The 25,842-nt window shown below is 48.8% G+C and carries 21 protein-coding genes, 10 tRNA genes and 2 rRNA genes; all 33 read left to right on the top strand.

What is annotated here, in order from left to right; all coding sequences use genetic code 11:
- Window positions 1-13 precede the first annotated feature (13 nt).
- The 33 genes from rrf (at window position 14) to ACXHJ2_RS22995 (ending at window position 25,839) form a co-directional block, all read left to right on the top strand.
- A 5S ribosomal RNA gene (rrf, locus tag ACXHJ2_RS23155) occupies window positions 14-130 on the top strand.
- A gap of 39 nt (window positions 131-169) precedes the next feature.
- A tRNA-Ile gene (locus ACXHJ2_RS23150) sits at window positions 170-246 on the top strand.
- Window positions 247-266: 20 nt separating this feature from the next.
- Window positions 267-342 (top strand) — tRNA-Ala (locus ACXHJ2_RS23145).
- A gap of 129 nt (window positions 343-471) precedes the next feature.
- Window positions 472-3,401, top strand: a 23S ribosomal RNA gene (locus ACXHJ2_RS23140).
- 131 nt (window positions 3,402-3,532) lie between these two features.
- Window positions 3,533-3,624 (top strand) — tRNA-Ser (locus ACXHJ2_RS23135).
- Window positions 3,625-3,652: 28 nt separating this feature from the next.
- A tRNA-Met gene (locus ACXHJ2_RS23130) sits at window positions 3,653-3,729 on the top strand.
- A gap of 10 nt (window positions 3,730-3,739) precedes the next feature.
- A tRNA-Val gene (locus ACXHJ2_RS23125) sits at window positions 3,740-3,815 on the top strand.
- 4 nt (window positions 3,816-3,819) lie between these two features.
- Window positions 3,820-3,895: transfer RNA gene (locus tag ACXHJ2_RS23120), tRNA-Thr, on the top strand.
- Window positions 3,896-3,913: 18 nt separating this feature from the next.
- Window positions 3,914-3,990: transfer RNA gene (locus ACXHJ2_RS23115), tRNA-Asp, on the top strand.
- A gap of 77 nt (window positions 3,991-4,067) precedes the next feature.
- A tRNA-Phe gene (locus tag ACXHJ2_RS23110) sits at window positions 4,068-4,140 on the top strand.
- Window positions 4,141-4,149: 9 nt separating this feature from the next.
- Window positions 4,150-4,235, top strand: a tRNA-Tyr gene (locus ACXHJ2_RS23105).
- A 7-nt stretch (window positions 4,236-4,242) separates the two neighbouring features.
- Window positions 4,243-4,315 (top strand) — tRNA-Lys (locus ACXHJ2_RS23100).
- A 156-nt stretch (window positions 4,316-4,471) separates the two neighbouring features.
- Window positions 4,472-5,614: a PucR family transcriptional regulator gene (locus ACXHJ2_RS23095; RefSeq protein WP_090737430.1), complete on the top strand. Its 1,143-nt coding sequence runs from the start codon at window positions 4,472-4,474 to the stop codon at window positions 5,612-5,614.
- A 103-nt stretch (window positions 5,615-5,717) separates the two neighbouring features.
- A complete protein-coding gene (locus ACXHJ2_RS23090) occupies window positions 5,718-6,842 on the top strand; it encodes an ABC transporter ATP-binding protein (protein ID WP_013368790.1) in 1,125 nt (374 codons plus the stop codon).
- 349 nt (window positions 6,843-7,191) lie between these two features.
- A complete protein-coding gene (gene hprK, locus ACXHJ2_RS23085) occupies window positions 7,192-8,130 on the top strand; it encodes an HPr(Ser) kinase/phosphatase (protein WP_013308232.1) in 939 nt (312 codons plus the stop codon).
- A gap of 43 nt (window positions 8,131-8,173) precedes the next feature.
- Window positions 8,174-9,229: a prolipoprotein diacylglyceryl transferase gene (gene lgt / locus ACXHJ2_RS23080; RefSeq protein WP_165084344.1), complete on the top strand. Its 1,056-nt coding sequence runs from the start codon at window positions 8,174-8,176 to the stop codon at window positions 9,227-9,229.
- Window positions 9,226-9,879 carry a pyrophosphatase PpaX gene (ppaX, locus tag ACXHJ2_RS23075; RefSeq protein ID WP_165084346.1) on the top strand — a complete coding sequence of 218 codons (654 nt, stop codon included), beginning with the start codon at window positions 9,226-9,228 and terminating at the stop codon, window positions 9,877-9,879. The genes lgt and ppaX overlap by 4 nt, the downstream gene beginning before the upstream one ends.
- Window positions 9,876-10,373, top strand: coding sequence for an acyltransferase (locus tag ACXHJ2_RS23070; RefSeq protein WP_165084348.1), 498 nt, complete (start codon window positions 9,876-9,878; stop codon window positions 10,371-10,373). The genes ppaX and ACXHJ2_RS23070 overlap by 4 nt, the downstream gene beginning before the upstream one ends.
- 143 nt (window positions 10,374-10,516) lie before the next feature.
- Window positions 10,517-11,668 (top strand): acyltransferase, encoded by a 1,152-nt coding sequence (locus ACXHJ2_RS23065; protein WP_165084350.1) that lies wholly within the window; start codon window positions 10,517-10,519, stop codon window positions 11,666-11,668.
- A 225-nt stretch (window positions 11,669-11,893) separates the two neighbouring features.
- A complete protein-coding gene (locus ACXHJ2_RS23060; RefSeq protein WP_165084352.1) occupies window positions 11,894-13,099 on the top strand; it encodes an ATP phosphoribosyltransferase regulatory subunit in 1,206 nt (401 codons plus the stop codon).
- Window positions 13,096-13,740 (top strand): ATP phosphoribosyltransferase, encoded by a 645-nt coding sequence (gene hisG, locus ACXHJ2_RS23055; RefSeq protein ID WP_165084354.1) that lies wholly within the window; start codon window positions 13,096-13,098, stop codon window positions 13,738-13,740. Before ACXHJ2_RS23060 ends, hisG begins: the two co-directional genes overlap by 4 nt.
- Before the next feature lie 63 nt (window positions 13,741-13,803).
- Complete coding sequence (hisD, locus tag ACXHJ2_RS23050; RefSeq protein ID WP_165084356.1) at window positions 13,804-15,117, top strand: histidinol dehydrogenase; 1,314 nt, start codon at window positions 13,804-13,806, stop codon at window positions 15,115-15,117.
- Complete coding sequence (gene hisB, locus ACXHJ2_RS23045; protein ID WP_013368799.1) at window positions 15,101-15,709, top strand: imidazoleglycerol-phosphate dehydratase HisB; 609 nt, start codon at window positions 15,101-15,103, stop codon at window positions 15,707-15,709. The genes hisD and hisB overlap by 17 nt, the downstream gene beginning before the upstream one ends.
- A 3-nt stretch (window positions 15,710-15,712) precedes the next feature.
- Window positions 15,713-16,375: an imidazole glycerol phosphate synthase subunit HisH gene (hisH, locus tag ACXHJ2_RS23040; protein ID WP_457874375.1), complete on the top strand. Its 663-nt coding sequence runs from the start codon at window positions 15,713-15,715 to the stop codon at window positions 16,373-16,375.
- Between the two features lie 49 nt (window positions 16,376-16,424).
- Window positions 16,425-17,156: a 1-(5-phosphoribosyl)-5-[(5-phosphoribosylamino)methylideneamino]imidazole-4-carboxamide isomerase gene (gene hisA, locus ACXHJ2_RS23035; protein WP_013368801.1), complete on the top strand. Its 732-nt coding sequence runs from the start codon at window positions 16,425-16,427 to the stop codon at window positions 17,154-17,156.
- 11 nt (window positions 17,157-17,167) lie between these two features.
- Window positions 17,168-17,926, top strand: a complete 759-nt coding sequence (gene hisF, locus ACXHJ2_RS23030; RefSeq protein ID WP_165084360.1) for an imidazole glycerol phosphate synthase subunit HisF — start codon at window positions 17,168-17,170, stop codon at window positions 17,924-17,926.
- A complete protein-coding gene (hisIE, locus tag ACXHJ2_RS23025) occupies window positions 17,923-18,663 on the top strand; it encodes a bifunctional phosphoribosyl-AMP cyclohydrolase/phosphoribosyl-ATP diphosphatase HisIE (RefSeq protein WP_013368803.1) in 741 nt (246 codons plus the stop codon). Before hisF ends, hisIE begins: the two co-directional genes overlap by 4 nt.
- A 36-nt stretch (window positions 18,664-18,699) precedes the next feature.
- A complete protein-coding gene (gene hisJ, locus ACXHJ2_RS23020) occupies window positions 18,700-19,524 on the top strand; it encodes a histidinol-phosphatase HisJ (RefSeq protein ID WP_165084362.1) in 825 nt (274 codons plus the stop codon).
- Window positions 19,525-19,757: 233 nt separating this feature from the next.
- Window positions 19,758-21,527 carry a tetratricopeptide repeat protein gene (locus ACXHJ2_RS23015; RefSeq protein ID WP_165084364.1) on the top strand — a complete coding sequence of 590 codons (1,770 nt, stop codon included), beginning with the start codon at window positions 19,758-19,760 and terminating at the stop codon, window positions 21,525-21,527.
- A 39-nt stretch (window positions 21,528-21,566) separates the two neighbouring features.
- Window positions 21,567-22,520, top strand: coding sequence for a thioredoxin-disulfide reductase (trxB, locus tag ACXHJ2_RS23010; protein ID WP_013368806.1), 954 nt, complete (start codon window positions 21,567-21,569; stop codon window positions 22,518-22,520).
- 406 nt (window positions 22,521-22,926) lie between these two features.
- Window positions 22,927-23,877: an ROK family glucokinase gene (locus tag ACXHJ2_RS23005; RefSeq protein ID WP_013368807.1), complete on the top strand. Its 951-nt coding sequence runs from the start codon at window positions 22,927-22,929 to the stop codon at window positions 23,875-23,877.
- Window positions 23,878-23,940: 63 nt separating this feature from the next.
- Window positions 23,941-24,840: an RNase adapter RapZ gene (gene rapZ / locus ACXHJ2_RS23000; protein ID WP_013368808.1), complete on the top strand. Its 900-nt coding sequence runs from the start codon at window positions 23,941-23,943 to the stop codon at window positions 24,838-24,840.
- Between the two features lie 12 nt (window positions 24,841-24,852).
- The gene (locus tag ACXHJ2_RS22995; protein WP_013368809.1) at window positions 24,853-25,839 is read left to right on the top strand and encodes a gluconeogenesis factor YvcK family protein; all 987 of its coding nucleotides are present in this window, start codon (window positions 24,853-24,855) and stop codon (window positions 25,837-25,839) included.
- Window positions 25,840-25,842: the final 3 nt, after the last annotated feature.

The following is a 25,842-nucleotide window of genomic DNA, read 5'->3' as shown; positions in this document are numbered from 1 at the left end:
AAACTCTCAAGCGTTTGGTGGCGATAGCGGAGGGGTTCCACACGTACCCATCCCGAACACGACCGTTAAGCCCTCCAGCGCCGATGGTACTTGGACCGCAGGGTCCTGGGAGAGTAGGACGCCGCCAAGCGCAACCACTAAAGAAAAACTTTCTTTGGTGGTTTATTATGGGCCCTTAGCTCAGCTGGTTAGAGCGCACCCCTGATAAGGGTGAGGTCGGTGGTTCGAGTCCACTAGGGCCCACCATAAATTTTATATTTTCTTTTGGGGCCATAGCTCAGCTGGGAGAGCGCCTGCCTTGCAAGCAGGAGGTCAGCGGTTCGATCCCGCTTGGCTCCACCAAAAGATTTATTATTGCACCTTGAAAACTGGATACCGAAACGAAATTGCGTTTTAGAATATTCCTTTAAGCTGATCTTGTGTAAACAAGTGAAATAAAGGTAGCATATCGTATTTACAATGTAGATACTAGGTTAAGCTACAAAGAGCACACGGAGGATGCCTAGGCGCCAGGAGCCGACGAAGGACGTGGCGAACAACGATAAAGCCTCGGGGAGCTGTAAGCAAGCTTTGATCCGGGGATGTCCGAATGGGGAAACCCGGCTGTCTTCATCGACAGTCACTACTCACTGAATTCATAGGTGAGTGAGAGGCAGACCAGGGGAACTGAAACATCTAAGTACCCTGAGGAAGAGAAAACAATAGTGATTCCGTCAGTAGCGGCGAGCGAACGCGGATTAGCCCAAACCAAGGAGCTTGCTCCTTGGGGTTGTGGGACGTCTCACATGGAGTTACAAAGGAACCGGTTAGATGAAGAGGTCTGGAAAGGCCCGCCAGAGAAGGTAAAAGCCCTGTAGTTCAAAACTTGTTCCCTCCGAGACGGATCCCGAGTAGTGCGGGGCACGTGAAACCCCGTATGAATCCGGCAGGACCATCTGCCAAGGCTAAATACTCCCTGGCGACCGATAGTGAAGCAGTACCGTGAGGGAAAGGTGAAAAGCACCCCGGAAGGGGAGTGAAATAGATCCTGAAACCGTGTGCTTACAAGAAGTCAGAGCCCGATCGATGGGTGATGGCGTGCCTTTTGTAGAATGAACCGGCGAGTTACGTTCCCGTGCAAGGTTAAGGTGAAGAGCTGAAGCCGCAGCGAAAGCGAGTCTGAATAGGGCGAATGAGTACGTGGACGTAGACCCGAAACCGGGTGATCTACCCCTGTCCAGGGTGAAGGTGCGGTAACACGCACTGGAGGCCCGAACCCACGCATGTTGAAAAATGCGGGGATGAGGTGGGGGTAGCGGAGAAATTCCAATCGAACCCGGAGATAGCTGGTTCTCCCCGAAATAGCTTTAGGGCTAGCCTCGGAAAACAGAATCGTGGAGGTAGAGCACTGATTGGGTGCGGGGCCCGCAAGGGTTACCAAGCTCAGTCAAACTCCGAATGCCATAGATTTAGTTCCGGGAGTCAGACAGTGAGTGCTAAGATCCATTGTCGAAAGGGAAACAGCCCAGACCATCAGCTAAGGTCCCCAAGTGTGTGTTAAGTGGGAAAGGATGTGGAGTTGCACAGACAACCAGGATGTTGGCTTAGAAGCAGCCACCATTGAAAGAGTGCGTAATAGCTCACTGGTCGAGTGACTCTGCGCCGAAAATGTAACGGGGCTAAACACACCACCGAAGCTATGGCTTGATGCTTTTGCATCAGGGGTAGGGGAGCGTTGAATGCGGGTTGAAGGTGTACCGGAAGGAGCGCTGGACTGCATTCAAGTGAGAATGCCGGTATGAGTAACGAAAAGATCTGTGAGAATCAGATCCGCCGAAAGCCTAAGGGTTCCTGAGGAAGGTTCGTCCGCTCAGGGTAAGTCGGGACCTAAGGCGAGGCCGATAGGCGTAGTCGAAGGACAACAGGTAGAAATTCCTGTACCACCGTAATCCGTGATGAGCGATGGGGTGACGCAGTAGGGTAGTGACGCGGACTGATGGATGTCCGTCTAAGCAGTGAGGCTGATGTGTAGGCAAATCCGCACATCGTTAAGGCTGGGCTGTGATGGGGAGCGAAAATTATAGTAGCGAAGGTCATGATCTCAGACTGCCAAGAAAAGCCTCTAGCCAGGAGAAGGTGCCCGTACCGCAAACCGACACAGGTAGGCGAGAAGAGAATTCTAAGGCGCGCGGAAGAACTCTCGTTAAGGAACTCGGCAAAATGACCCCGTAACTTCGGGAGAAGGGGTGCCTCGGTAGGGTGAATAGCCCGAGGGGGCCGCAGTGAAAAGGCCCAAGCGACTGTTTAGCAAAAACACAGGTCTGTGCGAAGCCGCAAGGCGAAGTATACGGGCTGACGCCTGCCCGGTGCTGGAAGGTTAAGGGGAGTGGTAAGCTCTTCGGAGCGAAGCTATGAACCGAAGCCCCAGTAAACGGCGGCCGTAACTATAACGGTCCTAAGGTAGCGAAATTCCTTGTCAGGTAAATTCTGACCCGCACGAATGGCGTAACGACTTGGGCGCTGTCTCAACGAGAGATCCGGTGAAATTTTAATACCTGTGAAGATGCAGGTTACCCGCGACAAGACGGAAAGACCCCATGGAGCTTTACTGCAGCTTGATATTGAATTTGGGTACGATCTGTACAGGATAGGTGGGAGCCGTAGAATCTTGAGCGCCAGCTTGAGAGGAGGCATCCTTGGGATACCACCCTGATCGTATCTAGGTTCTAACTTGGTACCGTGATCCGGTGCGAGGACAGTGTCAGGTGGGCAGTTTGACTGGGGCGGTCGCCTCCTAAAGAGTAACGGAGGCGCCCCAAGGTTCCCTCAGAATGGTTGGAAATCATTCGAAGAGTGCAAAGGCAGAAGGGAGCTTGACTGCGAGACCTACAAGTCGAGCAGGGACGAAAGTCGGGCTTAGTGATCCGGTGGTACCGCATGGAAGGGCCATCGCTCAACGGATAAAAGCTACCCTGGGGATAACAGGCTTATCTCCCCCAAGAGTCCACATCGACGGGGAGGTTTGGCACCTCGATGTCGGCTCATCGCATCCTGGGGCTGAAGTAGGTCCCAAGGGTTGGGCTGTTCGCCCATTAAAGCGGTACGCGAGCTGGGTTCAGAACGTCGTGAGACAGTTCGGTCCCTATCTGTCGTGGGCGTAGGAAATTTGAGAGGAGCTGTCCTTAGTACGAGAGGACCGGGATGGACGTACCGCTGGTGTACCAGTTGTTCCGCCAGGAGCACCGCTGGGTAGCTATGTACGGAAGGGATAAGCGCTGAAAGCATCTAAGCGTGAAGCCCCCCTCAAGATGAGATTTCCCAGTATGTAAGACCCCTTGAAGACGACGAGGTAGATAGGTTGGGGGTGGAAGTGCAGTAATGCATGGAGCTGACCAATACTAATCGGTCGAGGGCTTATCCTAAAGATAAGACGCAATAAAGTTTCGGATCCAGTTTTCAGGGTGTAACACCTTGGAATTATGCTTGATATTCAGATTCACTTTGCTGATAATCTGAATATCTGTAGAATTTCACTAAGCGAGTCCATTCATATGGAGAGATACCCAAGTGGCTATAAGGGGACCCTCTGCTAAGGGGTTAGACTGCGAAAGTGGTGCGAGGGTTCGAATCCCTCTCTCTCCGCCATTTAGGACAAGCTAGAGAATTATGTTATGGCGGTGTAGCTCAGCTGGCTAGAGCGTACGGTTCATACCCGTGAGGTCGGGGGTTCGATCCCCTCCGCCGCTACCATACATACCCAGGAGGCTTAGCTCAGCTGGGAGAGCATCTGCCTTACAAGCAGAGGGTCGGGGGTTCGATCCCCTCAGCCTCCACCATTGTGCCGGTGTAGCTCAACTGGTAGAGCAACTGACTTGTAATCAGTAGGTTGGGGGTTCAAGTCCTCTCGCCGGCACCATTTTTTTGAAAAATATAGGGAACTGTGGTGTAGAGGCCTAACATGCCTGCCTGTCACGCAGGAGATCGCGGGTTCGAATCCCGTCAGTTCCGCCATTTTTCAGTTTAATATTTTCACCGTACTAAAGTGGGAAGGGGTATCCCTCCGCACTTTATTTTTTTGCAATGGATATGGCTCGGTAGCTCAGTCGGTAGAGCAGAGGACTGAAAATCCTCGTGTCGGCGGTTCGATTCCGTCCCGAGCCACCTTTATATGGAGGATTAGCGAAGTGGCCAAACGCATCAGACTGTAAATCTGCTCCCTTACGGGTTCGGTGGTTCGAATCCATCATCCTCCACCAGTTTTATGAGCCATTAGCTCAGTTGGTAGAGCACCTGACTTTTAATCAGGGTGTCGAAGGTTCGAGTCCTTCATGGCTCATCAGAAGTCATCAACTATAAGTTGATGGCTTTTTTGCATTGTTTTAAGTTATGTTTTTATATAGCTTTTTGTTTTAAGGTATCGACAGGTTATAATAAGTTCATTATGTTCGCTTAGTGTTTATCTATATTCTAAAAAAAGTGAAGTGGTGATCGCGTGACTTTGGATACAGAGTGGATTCAGCAACAGCTTCAGAATATAATTCAAGCGCCTTTTACCATAGTGCCTTGGTGCCCAGAAATGATGGCAGAAGGAGAAACAACCGATTCAGTCATACCGGATAGATCATTTGTTAGTGAAAATAAATTATATTTTCCGTTTCGTGCATCGGCAGGTGAACTGGCTGCTTTTGCAGTAGAGGCCAGATACTTGTCGGATCGAGAACGGAAGTTGATAGAAGCGCTACTGGGGAACATGGAACAAGTTTGGCACAATGGTCCAAGCTTGTCGGTCAACCGGGCTTATAGCGAGGAAGAGCGGATGAGTCGTTTTGGACAATGGCTCATACAGGAGGCAGCCAACCTAAACAGTAAAGAAGAGGTTCCTGCTGAATTAGAACTTCGTGATCCGCTATCAGCGTGTATGGTGCCTTTTTTGCTAAATGGTGAGGGAACACAGGATGGAGCTATTACCTATACGCAGCTTCATCGATTGTTAGCGAGCTATTTTGGAGGGGATGTGCTGCTTACTCCATTAGACGAACAATCTTGGCTGATTCTCGCTAAAAAGGAGCTTTTATTAGGAGCCGACGATGAACGGGATAAAGATACTGAGACCAGAGAGGCAGATTTTGCGGAACCGCTGGAGGAGGTACTTACGGCTTTTAGCTTGGGGTTATATGAACTTATCGCGAATGAATGGGTCGGTGTATTCCATTTGGCGATTTCCAAGCCCTCGATCCCTTTGCAAAGTCTTCCCCACGAGCTGAATTTATTATGGGAGACGATCCATCTTGGCAAGCTTTTTCATGTAACAGAGCACATCCACCTTTCATGGGAGCTTCATTTGGAGAGACTGTTAAATCGCATTCCCAAGGAACAACGTGTGCTATTTTTGGAGCAAGTAATGAAGTCATCTGTCATACTGGAAGACTCAGAAACGATGGCTACATTAGATATCTTTTTTCAACTGGATTGTAATGTGAGTGAGACAGCCAAGCGTCTGTATGTTCACCGAAATACGTTGATTTACCGTTTGGACAAGATTAAACAGGAGACCGGATTGGACGTGAGGACGTTTAATGATGCGGTTTTGGTCAAACTATATCTGCTATTGTACAAAGTGACAAAAAGGAAATAGCATTTTTGTGCAGTTTGCGAATAGTCATACTTTGGGTACTAGGGTAAGATACAAGTAGAAAATGTATTCGATTTCAAAACTTGACCTTGGGGAGGCAAAAGCTATGGCTGGCGTACGTTTAGAGCATATTTTTAAGAAATATCCAGGTGCAGAAAAAGCTACGGTTGTTGATGTCAATTTGGACATTCAAGATAAAGAATTTCTCGTATTGGTTGGTCCTTCCGGTTGTGGGAAGTCTACTACACTTCGTATGATTGCTGGTTTGGAGGAAATTTCAGACGGTAAATTGTACATTGGTGATCGTGTTGTGAACGATGTGGCTCCAAAAGACCGCGATATCGCGATGGTATTCCAATCCTATGCCTTGTATCCGCATATGAACGTATACCAAAATATGGCCTTTGGTCTGAAGCTCCGCAAGGTTAAAAAGGAAGAAATTGATAAACGTGTACGTGAAGCGGCTAAAATCCTTGATATTGAGCATCTGCTGGATCGCAAGCCGAAAGCGTTATCAGGCGGTCAGCGTCAGCGTGTTGCCTTGGGTCGTGCGATTGTACGTGATCCACAAGTCTTCTTGATGGATGAGCCACTGTCCAACTTGGATGCTAAGCTGCGTGGTCAGATGCGTGCGGAAATCACGAAGTTAGCTAAGCGTTTGGAAACGACCGTTATCTATGTAACACATGATCAGGTTGAAGCCATGACGATGGGTGATCGGATTGTAGTTATGAAGGATGGTATCATTCAACAAGCTGCTTCCCCGGATGAACTGTACAACCGTCCAGTGAACCTGTTCGTAGCTGGTTTTATCGGCTCTCCTACGATGAACTTTATCTCGGGTAAGCTGGTTGAAAAAGAAGGTGCGTTGCATTTCGCAGCACCAGGTCTGGATCTGTTTGTACCTGAAGGTAAGGGACAGATTTTGAAAGCGAAAGGCTACATTGGCAAAGAAGTGATCTTGGGCATTCGTCCTGAGGATATTCATGAAGAGCCTGTATTCTTAGAGGCTTCTCCGAACACGATCTTTACATCCACTGTGGATGTAACGGAAAACCTCGGTCATGAAATGCTGTTGTACCTGAGCGGTGCCGGAAACGACACGATTATTGCCCGTGTAGACGGACGTTCTAATACTCGTGATGGTGTCAAAGCGAAGTTGGCTGTTGATATGAACAAAGTTCATATTTTTGATAAGGAATCGGAATTGAGCATTCTGGTTGGCGAATAAGATCAGCCTCTGGAAGAGAGTCGCAGTTTTCCCCAAGCGGAGAACTGCGACTCTTTTGTATATGATATCCGCTACTAGCTTTGGCATTGCATTCAATGGAAAATTCCGATACGATGGGTGTACAATGGTGCAGGTCTAGACTCAGACAAGGTTCGTTGGCATAAGTCCTAGATTGGGGCTTGGGGGTTCAACTGTCGGGATAGGGATAGCCTGGAATCCTATTGTTAAATCAAGTGAAGTGTGGACTCATTCAGGATAGACTGCATGGGTTTGTATGGTTAATAGAATAATGCTACATAAATCAAATGGCGTATAGAATCCGGTTTTTGCAGATGAAGGAGAGAATACAATGGCTAAACAGGTAAAGGTATCCGAGCTTGTACAGCAGTTTCAAATGGAGGTTATTTCCGGTGAAAAAGGTCTGCGCAGACTGATCACCGTGGACGATTTGAATCGCCCAGGCCTGGAGATGGCCGGGTATTTTGAATATCATACACAGGAGCGGGTACAGCTTTTGGGAAGGTCTGAGCTAGCTTTTTTGGGTATGCTGCCTCCTGAGGAGCGACGGGATCGGATGGAGCGTTTGTGTACAGAGCTGACTCCATGTATTATCATCACACGTGGCCTGGAGGTACCGGCCGAGTTAGTGGAGGCAAGCGCAGAGCGAGATATTCCTGTACTGCGAACCAATATGGCGACGACGATTTTATCAAGCCGGATCACAGGTTTTCTGGAAAGAAAGCTGGCACCTACGGCGACTATTCATGGTGTACTGTGTGACGTGTATGGCGTGGGAATGCTTATCACTGGCAGTAGTGGAATTGGTAAGAGTGAAACAGCACTGGAACTTGTTAAACGTGGGCATCGCTTGGTAGCAGATGATGCGGTAGAAATCCGGCAAACGTCCGACTTTCAGTTGCATGGAACAGCACCTGAACTAATTCGTCACCTGCTTGAAATTCGTGGCGTGGGCATTATTAATGTGATGACACTGTTTGGTGCTGGTGCAGTTCGTAATAATAAGCGGATTACATTGGTTGTCCGTCTGGAGGCATGGCAACAGGACAAGCAGTATGACCGTCTCGGTCTCGATGAAGAAACCACACGCATTATTGATACAGATGTTCCACTCGTTACGATTCCAGTACGTCCGGGCCGAAATCTGGCTGTTATTATCGAGGTAGCGGCCATGAACTATCGGTTGAAACAAATGGGCGTTAATGCAGCTCTGCAATTTACAAACAAGCTGACTGCGACGATTTCTGAAGATATGGAAGAGATGGATTAAGGTTCGTTCGGTTGCAAGGAATAACAAGGAGTGAGAGAAACATATGTCAACGGCAACATTACTGCTGAATCCGATTGCTTTTTCAATCGGGGCAATCAAGGTCCATTGGTATGGGCTTATTTTGGGGCTGGCGGCACTTGTGGGTTTATATCTCGCCATCCGTGAGGGAAAAAGATTCGGTATTCCGCAGGAATTCTTTATGGATATGCTGCTTCTGGGTGTTCCATCGGCCATTATTGGAGCGCGTATTTATTATGTAGCCTTCAAATGGGAAGACTACCGAGATAATCTATGGGATGTCTTTAAAATTTGGAACGGCGGTATCGCGATATATGGTGCCTTGATTGGTGCCATTATATGTGCGGTTATTTATTTCCGCTATAAAGGGTATAACTTCTGGCGTATCGCTGATATTTGTGCGCCGGGTCTATTAATCGGTCAAGCGATTGGACGCTGGGGTAATTTTGTCAATCAAGAGGCTTACGGTGGACCAACGAAAGAGACTTTTTTGCGCGATCAGCTACATCTACCGGACTTCATTGTGAATCAGATGAACGTTAACGGGGTGTTTCATCACCCTACGTTCCTGTACGAATCGCTGTGGAGTATTGTAGGCGTGATTTTGCTGCTTGTGATTCGCCGGATGAAATTTGTACGTGCGGGTGAAATGTTTGCATTTTACTTCATTTGGTACTCTATTGGTCGCTTTTTCATCGAGCGGGTGCGGACGGACAGCTTGGCCTTTCAGGGACCGGACTGGCTGGCTTCCTTTGTGAATGCTCTGTGGTCCCCTATGGTATGGCTAGGGTTTGAACCGGGGTACTTGGATCCGAATTACGGTAACGTACGGATCTCACAGTTGCTTGCTATTTTCATCATTGTAGCTGCTGTGATTTTCATCTTGGTTCGTCGTCGGAAGGGCTCAGCCGTTGCGAGATATAGCGACCCGATTGTCTCCAGCAAGACAGGGATTGATCAGGTACCTGATGTGACGCCAGAACAGGTGTCCCGTCCTGGACAGGATGCGGTTTCTCCAACTGCCACGGTGGATAAGCTATCTAAGGAAGACACGGATGAGGACAAGAAGGAGCATCTATGATAAATACGATTTTGTTTGATTTAGACGGTACCATTATGGATACGAATGAGTTGATTATCAGCACATTTTTACACATTTTGAACCATCCAGATGCTGATCCGCTAACGCGGGAGCATATTATTCCTCATATGGGGGGAACACTGGACGATCAACTCCGTACTTTTACGGGATTAACGGATGTATCTGGGCTAATTAAAGACTACCGTGCTTATAATCAAATTCATCATGATCAAATGGTGAAGCCATTTCCACATGTTATTGAGGTTATTCAGGAGCTGCGCGCACGAGGAATTAAGCTAGGGGTTGTGACAACCAAGATACGACCATCCACGATGCGTGTACTTAACCTGTTTGATCTGACTTCGTCTATGGATTACATTGTGACGGTTGACGATGTGGAACATCCGAAGCCTCACGCGGAGCCAGTGCTCAAGGCTTTGGCAGGTTTAAATGCTAAAGCGGAACATACGTTGATGGTTGGTGACAGTTCCTTTGATATTTTGTCAGCTCAGGCGGCAGGTGTGAAATCTGCTGGGGTGGCCTGGTCGCTCAAGGGTGAGGAAACTTTGCGCGGATATGGACCAGACTACATGCTATATGATATGAGGGATCTGCTGAAGCTGGAGCTTCAAGGTGTCAATGTATCGTGAGAAAGGTGAACCGCTATCCTGTAGAAGGTCCCAATGCGTTGTGGCAAATTTATCGGACGGTGAGCCCTTGGAAAGGCATTAAGAACTTCATTTTTATACAGATTGCCCGGTATTGTCCTGTGCTTTCTCTGAAAAATGCTATTTACCGCAGAATACTGGGGATGAAGGTGGGGGAACATGCTGCTTTTGGCCTGATGGTGATGGTGGATGTTTTTTTCCCAGAGCATATTACGATCGGGAACAATTCGGTCATTGGATATAACACGACCATACTGGCTCATGAATACCTTATACAGGAGTATCGCATCGGTAAAGTGGTGATCGGGGATCGTGTGCTGATCGGCGCGAATACAACCATATTGCCGGGTGTTACCATCGGTGACGGAGCTGTTGTAGCGGCCGGAGCGGTTGTGCATAAAGATGTACCGGCAGGTGCATTTGTAGGCGGTAATCCGTTGCGTGATTTAAGACGCTCTGGTGTGGATGAAAAGTAAATAGCACGATAAGAAAGGCCCCTTATGTGTTAAGGGGTCTTTCTTGTGCTGTTTTTCTGTATAATAAGTGGGGTAATGCATATTGGTTATGTTTAAAAATTGATAATAAATATTTTTGCAAGGCGATATGGGAGCGTGTTGATTTGGTCAAAAAAGAACGTATACCAGAGCTTGATATTTACCGAGGAATATTAATTGCGGCCGTCATTACTATTCATGCAACTTCAATGGCATTGATTGATGCGCGTCATTCTCTATTGTTTTACCCCTTTTTATTTTTAAATATGTTTAGCAGCTTTGCAGTGCCTGTATTTATTTTTGTGAGCGGTTTTGTTTTATTTTACAATTATGTCGATCGGCCACTTCGTGGAAAGAGTATGCTTTTGTTTTTTCGAAAAAGACTGATGTTTATTGTGTTACCCTACGTTTTATTTTCTCTTATGTACTATTTGACCTTGGTGACACGTGGGTTGATGCCGCTTAGTGATCTTCCGCTCGTGCTGCTAACGGGAAAGGCGTATACGCATTTGTATTATGTTATTATTATCATCCAATTTTATTTGGTCTTTCCGCTACTGTTGTGGGGAGTGCAGCGTTTACGTCATTGGATATCGAATCCACGGAGAGCAGCTTTTGTCATTTTGGCAGTAGGGTTGCTCATTCAATGGGGGTTTGTACTGCTGAACAAATATGTTTGGCAAGAGGAGAGAGGAAGCCTTGCGATTACGTATATCAGTTACTTTGCCTTGGGTGCCGCTGTAGCGATTGGATATGAAGGGTTTAAAAAGTGGCTTTTTCCAGTCCCAGGTACGGTAATGGGTCGCGGCCAGTTGATCAGCTGGTGGGCCTTGTGGGCGGCTTGGTTATTACTCGGGATCGTTTATGTACAAATATGGTTTATAGCCTACCGCAAAGCCATTTATGCGGACTCGCTGGTCTATGAACTGCTACATAATGCATATGCTCTCGTATCTGCATTGGTGCTGTTTCAGTTATCAGTTTTATTATATCGTCATACTAGTGATAGACTGCGAATGTTCATCAGTTGGCTGGGAGCATGTTCTTTCGGTATATATTTACTTCATCCGGCGTTATTACGAGTGTATCGCAAACTGGATTTGCATGGTACACCGATAGAATATGTCTTCTCTGTTGCTGGCGGATGGGTGTTGGCGCTGTTTGGATCATGGCTGATTGTGACGTTGTTTTTTCGATATGTACCATTTTCATGGATCGGTTTGGGCACAGTTCCGAAGTTTCCATCCCAGAGTAAAGATGAACAGGCAAATTGCTAAATATTTTGACTTGGACTGTTGGCTTAAGGCTGACAGTCTTTTTTTAGGATTCATGCATTTTGCATTGGATAAAATATAGAGAAGGACAGCGACTTGTCTGAGCTGTAAAAATGGGCTGCTTCGTTTGGTTGACGTTCATAAGTAGGGCATGATAATATATCGAATATACTTTAGTTTGTTAGCACTTTACCATGATAAAGATATTGAAATCATGAGGTGATAGAGATGTCTAAGCCAAAAGGATTCGAGATTCCTATAGGGGTTCGGGATTACCTTCCACGTGCAGTGTCGAAGCTGCGGGCCATTGAACTGAATGTACTCGCTTGTATGGAACGTTGGGGTTACCGTCAGATTATGACGCCTACGATGGAATACTACGATACGGTAGGAGTAGCTAGCTCTACTTCTGATCGGAAGCTGTTTAAATTGCTCAACAACCGAGGGACTACGTTGGTACTTCGTTCTGATATGACTGCTCCAATTGCACGGGTGGTATCTTCGTTGCTAAAGGAAGAGGAAGTACCGCTTCGCCTTTCCTATCACGCCAATGTATTTCGAGCGATTGAGGAAGAGGCAGGAAGAGAGGCAGAGTTTTTTCAAACAGGCGTGGAACTGGTAGGGGATGACTCACCTGAGGCTGATGCAGAAGTTGTAGCATTGGCCATTGCATCATTGCAGGCAGCGGGTGTTACCTCTTTTAAAATCGCCATGGGACATGTGGGATTCCTGAACGGGTTGTTTGAAGAAATTATTCCAGGTCGACAGGCTGAACAGCAAGCACTAAAAGAACTGTTGCTCAGTCGTGATGTAGTGGGCTACCGAACGGCGATTGAAGCTTTAGGTTTGGCCCCCGCGCATCGGGATAAGCTGGAGGCTATTCTTCGGCTACGTGGTGGGAAGGAAATTTGCGAGCAGGCTACCCGCCTTAGTGTGGAGCAACAGACGATTCAATCCATTGCACATTTATGCGAGGTGTGGGAAGTGCTGGAGGCATACGGCGTATCTGAGCATGTGTTAATTGACCTTACCATGATCGGTGACTTTTCATATTATACAGGAATGACTTTTGAGGGCTATGCAGCAGTAATCGGGTTTCCGGTATGCAACGGAGGTCGTTATGACAATCTGCTTCAGCAGTTTGGGCGATCGGTACCGGCAACGGGATTCGCATTGAAGACGAACCGAATCGTCGATGGTGTGGATGGTATCTCAATAGAGACGAAGCGTCCGGTATTTATTCGTTATGACGAGCAGGAACGACAAGAGGCGCTATCCGCCGCAGCACAGCTACGTGCAGAGGGTTTTACTGTGGTGACAGGACTCACGGGGGGACTGGAGGATCGACGTCGTGAGCAGCAGGATCTGTACGCAGAGGTATACAGCTATACAGCTGAAGGAAGACAGCCCGTACAAAGGGGGGAATTGTCATGACGGAAACATTAAAGGTAGCCATGCCGAAGGGACGGATTTACAAGCAGGCTTCTGAGTTGTTTCGCCGGGCAGGAGTCCCCATTCCACTGGATGTGGACGAAACGCGCAAGCTGGTCATTCCACTGCCTGAGCTGGGGATGGAATTTATTATGGCGAAGCCCGTCGATGTTCCTACGTATGTGGAGTACGGTGCAGCTGACATCGGCATTGTAGGTAAGGATGTGTTGCTGGAAGAAAACAAGGATGTATATGAGCTGCTGGATCTGGGGATTGCCCGTTGCCGGATGTCGGTGATTGCTTTACCCGATTGGCAACCAGGTATTCGTCAGCGGGTCGCAACCAAATATCCAAATGTGGCTTCCCAGTATTTTCGGGAGCAAGGTCAGCAGGTGGAGGTCATTAAGCTGAATGGCTCCATCGAGCTGGCGCCGTTAATTGGTCTGGCAGATCGCATTGTAGATATGGTGGAGACTGGGCAGACCTTGCGGGAGAACGGATTGGTTGAGCAGATTAACATACTAGATATTACCAGTCGTTTGATTGCCAACCGGGTCAGTTACCGGATGAAAAATGGTCCGATTCAGGCATTGTGTGATCGATTGCATCAGGTGATTCCAACTGAAGTAGTACCGAAGGGTTAAAGGAACGGAGCAACGGTTAAGGAGCATTCTGCAAGCAAGCAGCAGGTAAGGGGGAATGAGCAAATGAAGATCGTAGCAGCCCGTGATTTCAATCTCCAACGAGAGGTAGATTACGGAACACCTGAGCAAAACGAGGCTGTGCGTACGATTATTCAATCGGTACGCCAAGAGGGAGATGAGGCTGTCCTGCGGTATACAGAAATGTTTGACGGTGTATCGCTGACAGCGGAGCAGCTTCGTGTGACAGATGGAGAATTAAAGTTGGCCTATGATAAGGTAGAGCCTTCATTTATACAGGCGATTCGAGAAGCGGCCGCTCATATTCGCGCTTTTCATACCAAGCAAAAGCGTAACTCATGGATAGATTTACAATCAGATGGTAGCTTGCTCGGTCAAATCATCCGACCCTTGAAACGTGTAGGCGTGTATGTTCCAGGTGGTAAAGCTGCCTATCCCTCCTCGGTATTGATGAATGTTATTCCAGCTCAAGTGGCTGGAGTACCGGAGATCGTCATGGTGACACCCCCGGCGACAGGCGGCAAAGCAGGGATCGACCCCTATACACTGGTAGCTGCGGCAGAGGCTGGTGTAACGGAAATATACAGGGTTGGCGGAGCGCAGGCTATTGCCTCGCTTGCATACGGGACACATAGTATTGAACCGGTTGATAAAATTTGCGGTCCCGGCAACATTTATGTAGCGCTGGCGAAGCGAGAGGTATACGGTGCAGTGGATATCGACAGTATTGCGGGACCGAGTGAAATTGTCGTATTGGCAGACGACACAGCGAATCCCTCTTATGTAGCGGCCGACCTACTTTCACAGGCGGAACATGACGAAATGGCCTCAGCCATTCTGGTTACGCCTTCGCAACGCTTGGCCGAAGAAGTATCAGCCGAGTTACAGCGCCAATTGGCGGAGTTGCCGCGCAGAGATATCGCTGCTGCATCGGTGGAGGCATACGGAGCCATCATTGTCGTTGACAATTTGGAAGAGGGCATCCGTATTGTCAACCGGCTTGCCCCAGAGCATTTGGAGATCATGACAGAGCAGCCGATGGAGCATATGGGGCTGATTGAAAATGCGGGAGCTATTTTTCTGGGAGCGTACAGCTCAGAGCCGGTAGGCGATTATTTTGCCGGACCTAATCACATCATTCCGACGAATGGAACAGCACGCTTTTCTTCGCCAGTGGATATTGATGATTTTATCAAGAAGTCGAGTATGATCTATTACAGCAAGGAAGCACTGCTGCGCAATGGAGAGACCATTATGCAGCTTGCCCGGCATGAAGGGCTGGAAGGCCACGCACGGGCGATACAAGTTCGATTGGACAATGAGAAGAAGGCGGTGGATGGCGATGGGGAACGAAAATAACAAAGCAGAGCGTACAGGCAGTGTCAGCCGGAAAACGAACGAAACAGACATTCAGCTGTCATTTGCAGTAGACGGGACAGGGCAGGCCGAGATTGAAACGGATGTTCCTTTTCTGAATCACATGCTGGATTTGTTCACCAAGCACGGACAATTTGATCTAAATGTACAGGCCAGAGGGGATGTGGACATTGACGATCATCATACCGTCGAGGACATTGGGATCTGTCTGGGGCAAACCTTGCTGGAAGCATTGGGTGATAAAAAAGGTATCAAGCGCTATGCCAGCGTCTTTGTACCGATGGATGAGGCACTCGCGCAGGTTGTTATTGATCTGAGCAATCGACCTCATTTTGAGTATCGCGCAGAGTACCCGTCTCAGCAGGTAGGCAGCTTCTCGACAGAGCTGGTGCATGAATTTCTATGGAAATTTGCATTGGAGGCTCGCATGACGCTGCACGTCATTGTTCACTACGGGCAAAATACCCACCATATGATTGAGGCGGTGTTCAAAGCGCTGGGGCGTGCTTTGGATGAGGCGACCTCCATTGATCCGCGCGTGACAGGAGTGCCTTCAACGAAGGGAGTGCTGTAGTCCATGTCCATTGCCATTGTGGATTACGGCAGAGGGAATCTGCATAGTGTGAGCAGGGCGGTTGAGCGCCTTGGCTATGAGGCTGTAGTGACAGGAGATGCTCAAGTGATTCGTACCTCTAGCGGTGTAATTTTGCCGGGGGTAGGGGCTTTCGGGGATGCGATGGAACATCTGCGTTCCAGTGGATTGGATCGGGTTATTCAGGAGGTTGCAAGTGCTGGACAACCGCTGCTCGGTGTTTGTTTGGGAATGCAGCTATTATTCACTCGTGGTGAAGAATACGGCAGTCACGAAGGACTTAATATATTACCAGGCGAGGTCGTTCGGTTTGCTCCTGATCTGGGCGTTAAAGTGCCACATATGGGCTGGAATCGTCTGCATATCACCCAGCCAGAGCACCCGTTATTGCAGGGCTTGGAGGAAGGGCATGTGTATTTTGTGCATTCCTATCATGCAAAGCCGGAGATTGAAAGTGACCTGCTGGCAGTAACCGAATATGGTGGACCTGTAACGGCTATTGTTGGCAGAGGCCATGTATACGGTATGCAGTTCCATCCGGAGAAAAGCGGATGCGTCTGCTTCGTCAGTTTTTGGAATTGGCGGAAGCGGAAAAGCGAGCATAACTACTTGAGCGTTTGTGTTAGTAGGCTCAAATTTGGGCGTTGATGGGTGTGAAGGTATATAGCTGCTGATTAGTTCATAAGGGGGTCATACTTTGTTCACGATATACCCGGCGATTGATATTCGCGATGGCAAATGTGTACGACTGGTACAAGGTGATTATAACCAGGAGACAATATACAACGAAAATCCGGTGGAAGTAGCACGAGAATGGGAGCGCTTGGGCGGCTCCTACATTCATTTGGTTGATTTGGACGGTGCCAAAGCAGGTCAACCGGTGAATGATGCGCTCATTGGACGGATTGCTTCTGCGGTGCAAGTACCTGTACAAGTGGGCGGTGGCTTACGTACGCTTGAGCATGTGGAGCGGCTGTTGTCGCTGGGCGTGAGCCGGGTGATTTTGGGCACGGCAGCTATTGAGGATCGTGCTTTTACGGAAGCGGTATTGGGTACCTACGGTGATCGGATCGCCATCGGTCTAGATGCGCGAAATGGCTATGTGGCTACGCGTGGATGGCTCGAAACCTCGGAGGTTCGAGCAGATGAATTGGCTGCTGAACTGGCCTCCAAGGGAGCTGAAACATTTATTTTTACAGACATTTCTCGCGACGGCATGATGCAGGGCCCGAATGTAGAGGCTATTGCAGCGCTTGCCAAAAGCAGTGGACGAACCGTGATTGCATCCGGCGGAGTCAGCAAGATGGATGATCTAATCACACTGAGCACCTATGCGAAAGAAGGCGTAGGTGGTGCAATTGTGGGTAAAGCATTGTATACAGGGAGCATTGATTTACAGGTTGCCGTACAAGCTGTAGCAAAGGCATAGGGGGAGTAGGCATGCTGGCTAAACGTATTATTCCCTGTCTAGATGTAAAGGATGGCAGGGTGGTTAAGGGCGTTAATTTTGTGAACTTGCGCGATGCAGGTGACCCGGTGGAGCTGGCTGCGCTTTATGACCGGGAAGGGGCGGACGAAATCGTATTTCTGGATATTTCCGCTTCGGTTGAAGGTCGTGCCACGATGGAAGAAGTAGTTCGGCAGACAGCCGGAGAAATTGCTATTCCTTTCACCGTAGGTGGCGGGATATCTCATGTCGATGATATGAAACGCATTTTGCGTGCCGGTGCTGATAAAATCGGCGTAAATACGGCGGCTGTCCGCAACCCTCAGCTGATCGCGGAAGGTGCGCGCAGCTTTGGTTCACAATGTATCGTTGTTGCCATCGATGCCAAGTACAATGAGGCGTGGGGCGAATGGGAAGTATACACGCACGGAGGCCGCACGCCATCGGGTATTCGCGCCTTGGCCTGGGCCAAGGAAGCAGAGCATCTGGGGGCCGGTGAGATTCTGCTGACCAGCATGAATGCAGACGGAACTAAGGATGGCTTTGACCTGCCGCTGACTTCCGCGGTTTCGGATACCGTAGGGATTCCAGTGATTGCTTCCGGCGGAGCAGGCAAACAGGAACATTTCTATGACGTGTTTACGTCAGGTAAAGCGGATGCTGGATTAGCAGCAACGATTTTTCACTATAAAGAAATCGGAATCCCTGAGCTGAAACGGGATTTGAAGCGCAGAGGAGTGGAGATACGATGAGCAACGAATTGAACCAACAGCTATCTCTGGAGCAGATACTGGATAATGTCCGCTGGAACGAGGCGGGGCTTGTCTCGGCGATTGTGCAGGATGATGCTACACTTCAGGTGTTGACGCTGGCCTATATGAACCGCGAGTCGCTGAAACGGTCTTTGGAGTCAGGAGAGACCTGGTTCTGGTCACGTTCCAGACAGGAGCTGTGGCACAAAGGAGCAACTTCTGGGAATACGCAAAAGATCTCCTCCATCCAGCTGGATTGTGACGGCGATGCTCTATTGGTGCGTGTCATTCCGAGCGGTCCGGCCTGTCATACAGGCGCAACGAGTTGCTTTTCTCGTGATATTTCCGTGCCAGGAACAGCTGTAACACCTGTGGCAGGAAAAGCAGGAGCTCAAGTGTCGGTAACTCGTACCGATGCTATTCCCATTGCTTCAGAAGGCCGCTTTGAGGTGCTTGCCCAATTGGAAGCAATTATTAAGGAACGCGAGGAGACGCGTCCTGAAGGAGCCTACACGACCTATCTTTTTGATAAAGGTGTAGACAAAATCCTGAAAAAGGTTGGCGAAGAAGCATCTGAGACAATCATTGCAGCCAAAAATAAAGATAATGAGGAGTTGCGTCTGGAGGTCAGCGACCTGATTTATCACCTGCTGGTGCTGTTGCAGGAGCGCAAGCTACCACTCGATGACGTGCTGGCTGAGCTGAATCGCCGTCATGAACGCCCTCGTCGTGATTAGGACGGCTATTGTAGGATTTGAAAGGGGGAGGGCTGCATGAAAATTGACTATCATACGCATCATTCCCGCTGCGGGCATGCGATAGGAAGTCTGGAGGAGTATGTGCAGCAGGGGATCCGGCTGGGGCTGGATCAGCTCGGCTTATCCGATCATATGCCGCTGCTGCATGTAGAACCAGCCAACTATTATCCAGAAATGGCGATGCCTATGGATGAGCTGCCCCGATACGTGGAAGAATGCTTGGATCTGAAGGAGCGTTATAAAGGGCAAATTGATATTCGTGTTGGTTTGGAAGGCGACTATATCGAGGGCTGGGAACGCGAAATCGAAGATATCGTCCATGCATACCCATGGGATTATGTGATTGGTTCCGTCCACTTTCTCGGTGAGTGGGATGTCACCGACTTCCGTCAGGTACACCATTGGGAAGGTAAAAATGTGCTAGAGGTGTACCGCACATATTATGATGCGGTTTCCAAGGCGGCCGCTACGGGGTTGTATGACATCATGGGTCATTTGGATGTCATTAAGCGCTTCGGCTATCATCCGAAACCAGAGGAAGAGGAGGAGCTGCGTGAATTGGAGCGCTCCGCACTCTCAGCCGTAGCCCGCAGCGGTCGGGCCATGGAGCTGAATGCATCAGGACTATCCAAACCCTGTGTCGAAATGTTTCCGAGCCGCCGCATGCTGGAGCAAGCTTTCACGCTAGGTATCCCGTTGACCATCGGCTCGGATGCCCATGATCCAGCGAAGCTGTCTGAGCACTTGGAGAAGGCGCGATCACTTTTATATGAAGTCGGCTATCGCGAGCTTGCCGTATTTCAGCATCGTGAACGTTCACGGGTACCGTTAACGCTATAATACTTATTTATTGGGTCAAAATGTTATATCTAGTTGCTAGCCGAACGCACCTTTCATACAGGGAAAATGCGCTCGGCTATTTTGCGTATTTTTGCATATGTATCTATCGGGGTATGAGTACGGAACCGATTTTTGGAATGAGGTAGGATCGACTGTCAAGTCGTTTTGAAGTTGTGGTATACTGAAGGGTATGAACATGCCAGTTACTTTTAAAGGAGGTGCCTTGGTTATTTATGAAAGGGAAACATCTGCGAGTTTCGGAACCTAGCCCTAAGATTATTGCTTTGCGTTTCGACGCATCTTTCTTTTTTGAGAAAGCTGTGCGCTCGCTTGATCGCAATCATTATGACAAGGCATTGAAATATTTTCGCAAAGCCGTTGAATATGAACCGGATAATCCGGTGAATCATTGCAATATGGCGGGTATATTATCAGAGATGGGGGATTATGCAGGTTCGAATGAGATCCTGTCCTCTGTTCTGAGTGACGTAGACTCGTCGATGACAGAATGTTATTTCTATATGGCGAATAATTACGCTAATATGGAGCAGTTTGAAGAAGCGGAAAAAGCATTGGTCACGTACCTGGAGGAGGACGAAGAAGGCCAGTTTCTTGATGAAGCCGAGGAAATGATGGAGCTGCTCTATTATGAGCTGGACCGTCCGACGAAGCTGAACCGCATTAAGGCCCGGCAGGGAGTGGTTGAGCATGATCAGGCCCGTGTTCTGCTGGAGGAAGGGAAATTTGCTCAGGCAGCCCAACTGCTCAAGCAAATTTCTGAGGAGCAACCAGACATGTTCGCTGCGCGGAATAATCTGGCGCTAGCGTATTACTACATGGGATTGTTCCAAAATGCTAAGGCTACCATTATTCAAGTGTTGGAGGATGAGCCAGGTAATTTACACGCATTGTGCAACTTGGCGATTTTTTATCAGCACGAAGGCGGCGGTCCGGAATTGGATCGTCTGGTTCAAACCTTGGCGGTCACTATACCGTTTCAGGAGGAGCAGGTATTCAAGCTGGCGACCACTATGGGGATTCTCGGACGTCATGAGGAGGCCTACAGACATTTTCGTAGGTTGCTTCATGGCAATGGAGAGAACAATGCGGACGCTTCTTTGTACCATTACACAGCGGTAGCTGCCAGCAATACAGGAAGATATGCGGAAGCTCGGCGGTTATGGAGTCATTTGCAAAAGCAGGATGCTTCCTCGGAGGTTCCAAGATTTTTCCTGTCCAGATTGGAAGAGCTTCAGCAGGAAGGTACACCGCTGCAAGTGCTCAGCTATCACTATCATCTCCCGTTTGAAGAGCAATTCCGCATGTGGGAGAAGTTTGGTGCTGAGCAGGTGCCTGACAGTATGAAGAAGGACCCGCTAATCCGGTCATCTTTCTTTTGGGCCTTGCGCCACGGAGACCGGGCGACTCAGCTTCAGGTCATTCAGGCGTTAAGCCTGATCGGTGACGATGAGGTGCGTCAGGCGCTGGAGTCCTTCGTAGAAGACCCGGATCAGGAGAGTGAACTCAAACGCCGTGCTCTGCAAGTATTGCAAGAGCTGGCAGAGCAGGAAGTACAGAATACACACGCGGTTACGGAGCATCCTGAGCGGTTGGAGGCTGAGAAAGATCCGCATACAACCGAAGGTGATATCTCTGCTTCGCCAGTTGATCCACAATGGCAGGCCGTGCTGGACAAGGTACTGACCGTCATGAGCAAATCATCCGATCCGGCCATGCAGCATGATTTGAGATCACTTTGGCAGGAGTATCTGGATCGGCTTGCTCCAGAAGTCCCGATGGTTCAGCATACTGAGGGATGGGCAGCTGCGCTGGAATATTTGACAGCCAAAATGCATCATCATTCAGTCACCTATCAGGAAGTAGCCGACCGCTATGGTATTTCCGTATCGACCGTAAGCCGCTACGCACGTCAAATTGACAGCGTGTGTGGTATCAAACAGAAGCTGAAGCAGCCGCTCTCCACGTTTAAAAAGCAGGTCTGAGACCTGCTCCAAACATCACTTAAAGGAGGCAACAAACGTATGTATAAATCCATAATTATTGGTACAGGTCCTGCAGGCTACACAGCCGCTATCTATTTGGCACGCGCCAACATGAATCCGCTGATCATTGAAGGAATGCAGCCCGGTGGGCAGCTTACCACAACGACTGAAATTGAAAATTTCCCGGGTTTTGAGCAAGGTATCCTCGGACCTGAGCTGATGGATAACATGCGCAAGCAGGCCGAACGTTTTGGCGCTGAGTTTACTTCCGGTTGGGTAGAGGAAGTCGATTTCAGCAAGCGCCCTTTTAAAGTGAAGGTAGAGGGTAAAGGCATCATTGAGGCGGAGTCGGTTATTATTGCTACAGGTGCGTCCGCCAAATACCTCGGCATTCCAGGTGAGCAGGACAATGTAGGTCGCGGAGTTAGCACATGCGCAACTTGCGACGGCTTCTTTTTCCGTGGGAAAAAGATTATCGTGGTCGGCGGTGGCGATTCAGCCATGGAGGAAGCGAGCTTCTTGACCCGTTTTGCTTCCAGTGTAACCTTGGTCCATCGTCGTGACGAGTTGCGGGCATCTAAAATTATGCAAGACCGCGCACGCGAGAATGAAAAAGTACATTGGGCATTAAACCGGACTCCTCTGGAAGTTGTGACGGGAGAAACTGGCTTAAAGGGCTTGAAAGTACACAATAATGAGACCAACCAGGATGAGCTAATAGAGGCAGATGGCGTGTTCGTGGCGATTGGGCATACACCGAATACAGGCTTTCTGAACGGACAGATCCATACCGATGAGCACGGCTATATTGAAGTGAAGCCAGGCACGACGGAAACGAATATCCCGGGTGTTTTTGCCTGTGGGGACGTTCAGGATAACCGTTATCGACAAGCCATTACGGCTGCGGGAACGGGCTGTATGGCGGCTATGGATTGCGAGAAGTATCTTGAAGGCAGCGCCGTCCACGACTGGAGCGAAACACTGGATCAATAAAGGGTGTCTATAATACACAAAGTGGCTAATGTGAGGGGCTAAGGGCCCTCTGTTAAGCCCCGTTGTTTGTTCAGGAAGAGAAAGCCTGGTGCATTTGCACAGGCTTTCTCCTTTTTATGATTATAGAATTTATAAATGTTCAGCGGAGCTGAACAATTCTTTAATCGCAAGAAAAATTTCCGTTAAGCGTGGTCTGGCTTCCTTGAAAGTACGTCAACAGACGTTTTTCTTATGGAGGCATGAGGTTAAAAGTTCAGCTAATCGTACATTTTTCAACAGGCAAGTGTCCTTGACCGTAACGGGGGCTTCAATTATAGTTGGAACGTAGGATTACTATTATGAGGCAGGAATTTTAAGCTATATTTCATACCAGATTTTTAAGTAAACATAAAAGGTGGCTTGGAACATGTCTGAAAGTATCTATGTAGGTGTCGATTTGGGTGGTACCGCGATTAAAGTCGGCATTTGTAATGAAAACGGACAGCTTTTGCACACATATGAGGGACCAACCGAAACCGATAAAGGTGTAGACGTTGTCATTGGTAATATCGAAAAATATGTGCGGCACATTGTTGAGGAATCTCCTTATGAGTGGGATCAACTAAAGGGTGTCGGTGCAGGCGTTGCAGGTTTTACGAATGTTCGTGATGGTATTATTGTCCTCGCTCCTAATATTGGCTTTCGTGACGTACCGATCCGTGCGCTCCTAGAGAACCGGATTGGCAAGCCTGTGAAAATAGACAATGATGCGAATGTTGCTGCGCTGGGTGAGGCTTGGGCTGGTGCAGGCAAAGGCATTGAAAACTGCGTATGCTATACCCTGGGAACAGGCGTAGGTGGCGGTATTATTATAAACGGTAAAATATATCAAGGTTCTTCGGGCATGGCTGGGGAAATTGGCCATATCAGCGTTGTGCCTGATCTGGAGGCTATTCAGTGTGGATGCGGCAAAATGGGTTGCTTGGAAACTGTATCTTCCGCAACAGGCATCATTCGTATGGCCAAGGATGCTGTGGAACGTGGCGACCGGACCTCTCTGGCTCTGGAAGATCACATTGCTGCTAAGGAAGTATTCGATGCTGCTAAAGCCGGGGATGAAGTCGCGCTGCGTATCGTGAACCGGGCTGCCTTTTATTTGGGGAAATCGATGGCAGCTGTTGCCGCTGTGCTCAATCCAGAATTGTTTATTATAGGCGGCGGTGTTTCTAAAGCAGGCGACTTTTTGTTTGAAGAGATGCGTCGCGTATACGCCAAGCTGGCACCTGAACCGCTTCAAAAAGGTGTATATATCGTACCAGCGGTGTTAGGCAATGACGCGGGTATCGTAGGAGCTGCAGGGTTGCTGCTACGCTCCTAATCCACAGGTTGATGATAGGGGTACTGGCATAGAGCGAAGAAGCAAAAGGAGAGGGAAGTCCATATGACAGACAATCTAAAAAATGCTGCACCGTGGGCAACGCTCATTATTATTACGGGGATGTCAGGCGCAGGGAAGACCATTGCGGTGCAGAGCCTTGAAGACTTGGGCTTCTTCTGCGTTGATAATCTGCCCCCTGTGCTGATTCCCAAATTTGCCGAGTTGATTGAGCAGTCTAACGGTAAAATAGGCAAAGTGGCTCTTGTCATTGATTTACGCGGACGAGAATTTTTCACCGCCTTGTCGGAATCGCTTAATTATATTAAAGATCATTTTACGATTCATTGTGAAATTTTATTCTTGAATGCGAATGACGGTGTTCTCGTACAGCGGTACAAAGAAAGCCGTCGACGGCATCCGCTTGCTCCAGATGGTATGCCTTTGGATGGGATTCGTTTGGAGCGTAAGATGTTGGAGGAACTCAAAAGCTCCGCTACACAGGTTATTGATACAAGTACGATGAAGCCCGCAACCTTAAAGGCGAGGATTATCTCGAGATTTTCTCATCTGGAGAGCAGTATGCTGTCCGTGAACATTACATCTTTTGGCTTCAAGTATGGTATTCCCATTGATGCCGATCTTGTATTCGATGTGCGCTTCCTGCCTAATCCCCACTATGTGGACCAGCTACGTCCACACACGGGACAGGATAGCGATGTATATGATTATGTTATGAAGTGGCCGGAGACTCAGGCGTTTCTGACCAAGTTACTGGATATGTTGCACTTTTTGATTCCGCAGTATCGCAAAGAGGGTAAAAGCCAGGTCATTATCGGTATTGGCTGTACTGGAGGTAAGCATCGTTCAGTTGCAATATCGGAGTATTTAGGAAAAATGCTGGGTGCCAGCGAGACAGAATCCGTTTCTGTTTCGCATCGGGATGCTGATCGGGACCGGCATTAATGAGGTGAAATCATGAAAGAGACCGGATCACAACGGGAGCGCCCACGTATTGTTGTTATGGGCGGCGGAACCGGCTTGTCCGTCATGCTGCGGGGCTTGAAGCAAAAGCCGCTGGATATTACGGCTATTGTTACAGTCGCTGACGATGGCGGAAGCTCCGGGATATTGCGCAGTGAGCTGCAGATGCCCCCTCCAGGGGATATCCGCAATGTGCTGACTGCCTTGGCTGACGTGGAACCAGTAATGTCAGATATGCTAAAATACCGTTTCGGTGCTGGATCAGGGTTGTCAGGCCATAGCTTGGGGAATTTGATCTTAGCAGCGATGACTGATATATCGGGGGATTTTGTAACGGCGGTGCGTGAGCTTAGCCGTGTATTTGCTGTCCGAGGGCGTGTACTACCGGCGGCTGAAGAAGGCGTTGTGCTCAGCGCCGAGATGGAGGATGGTACGGTGATCACCGGGGAGTCCAAAATCCCAGAAGCGGGCGGACGAATCAAACGTGTTTTTCTTGAACCGACTCACGTGGAGCCGTTGCCTGAGGCTGTGGAAGCCATTAATGAAGCCGATGCGATTCTGATTGGTCCCGGCAGTCTATATACCAGCATTTTACCGAATTTGCTTGTACCGAAACTTGCTGAGGCTGTGGTGAAATCAGATGCTATCAAAATATTTGTCTGCAACGTGATGACCCAGCCGGGGGAAACCGATGGCTATACAGTGGGAGATCACCTGCAAGCGATCTATGAGCATGTAGGACATCATCTGTTCGACTATGTCATTGTAAATAACGGAGAAATTCCGCCCCAAGTACAGGAGATGTATGCCGAGCAGGGAGCTAAGCCTGTTCAAGTAGACATGGGCGAGCTGGCTGATCGAGGATATAAAGTAGTGGCAGATACGTTAGTTCTGTTCCGCACGTATTTACGGCATGACGCCGACAAACTGAGCCAGCATATTTACCAATTGGTACAAAACTGGATGTTAAGAAGGAGGTGAGTC

It is taken from the genome of Paenibacillus sp. ALE3, assembly GCF_054113405.1.
The sequence above is the reverse complement of the archived record's forward strand: the minus strand, read 5'-3'. Positions and strand labels throughout refer to the sequence as shown.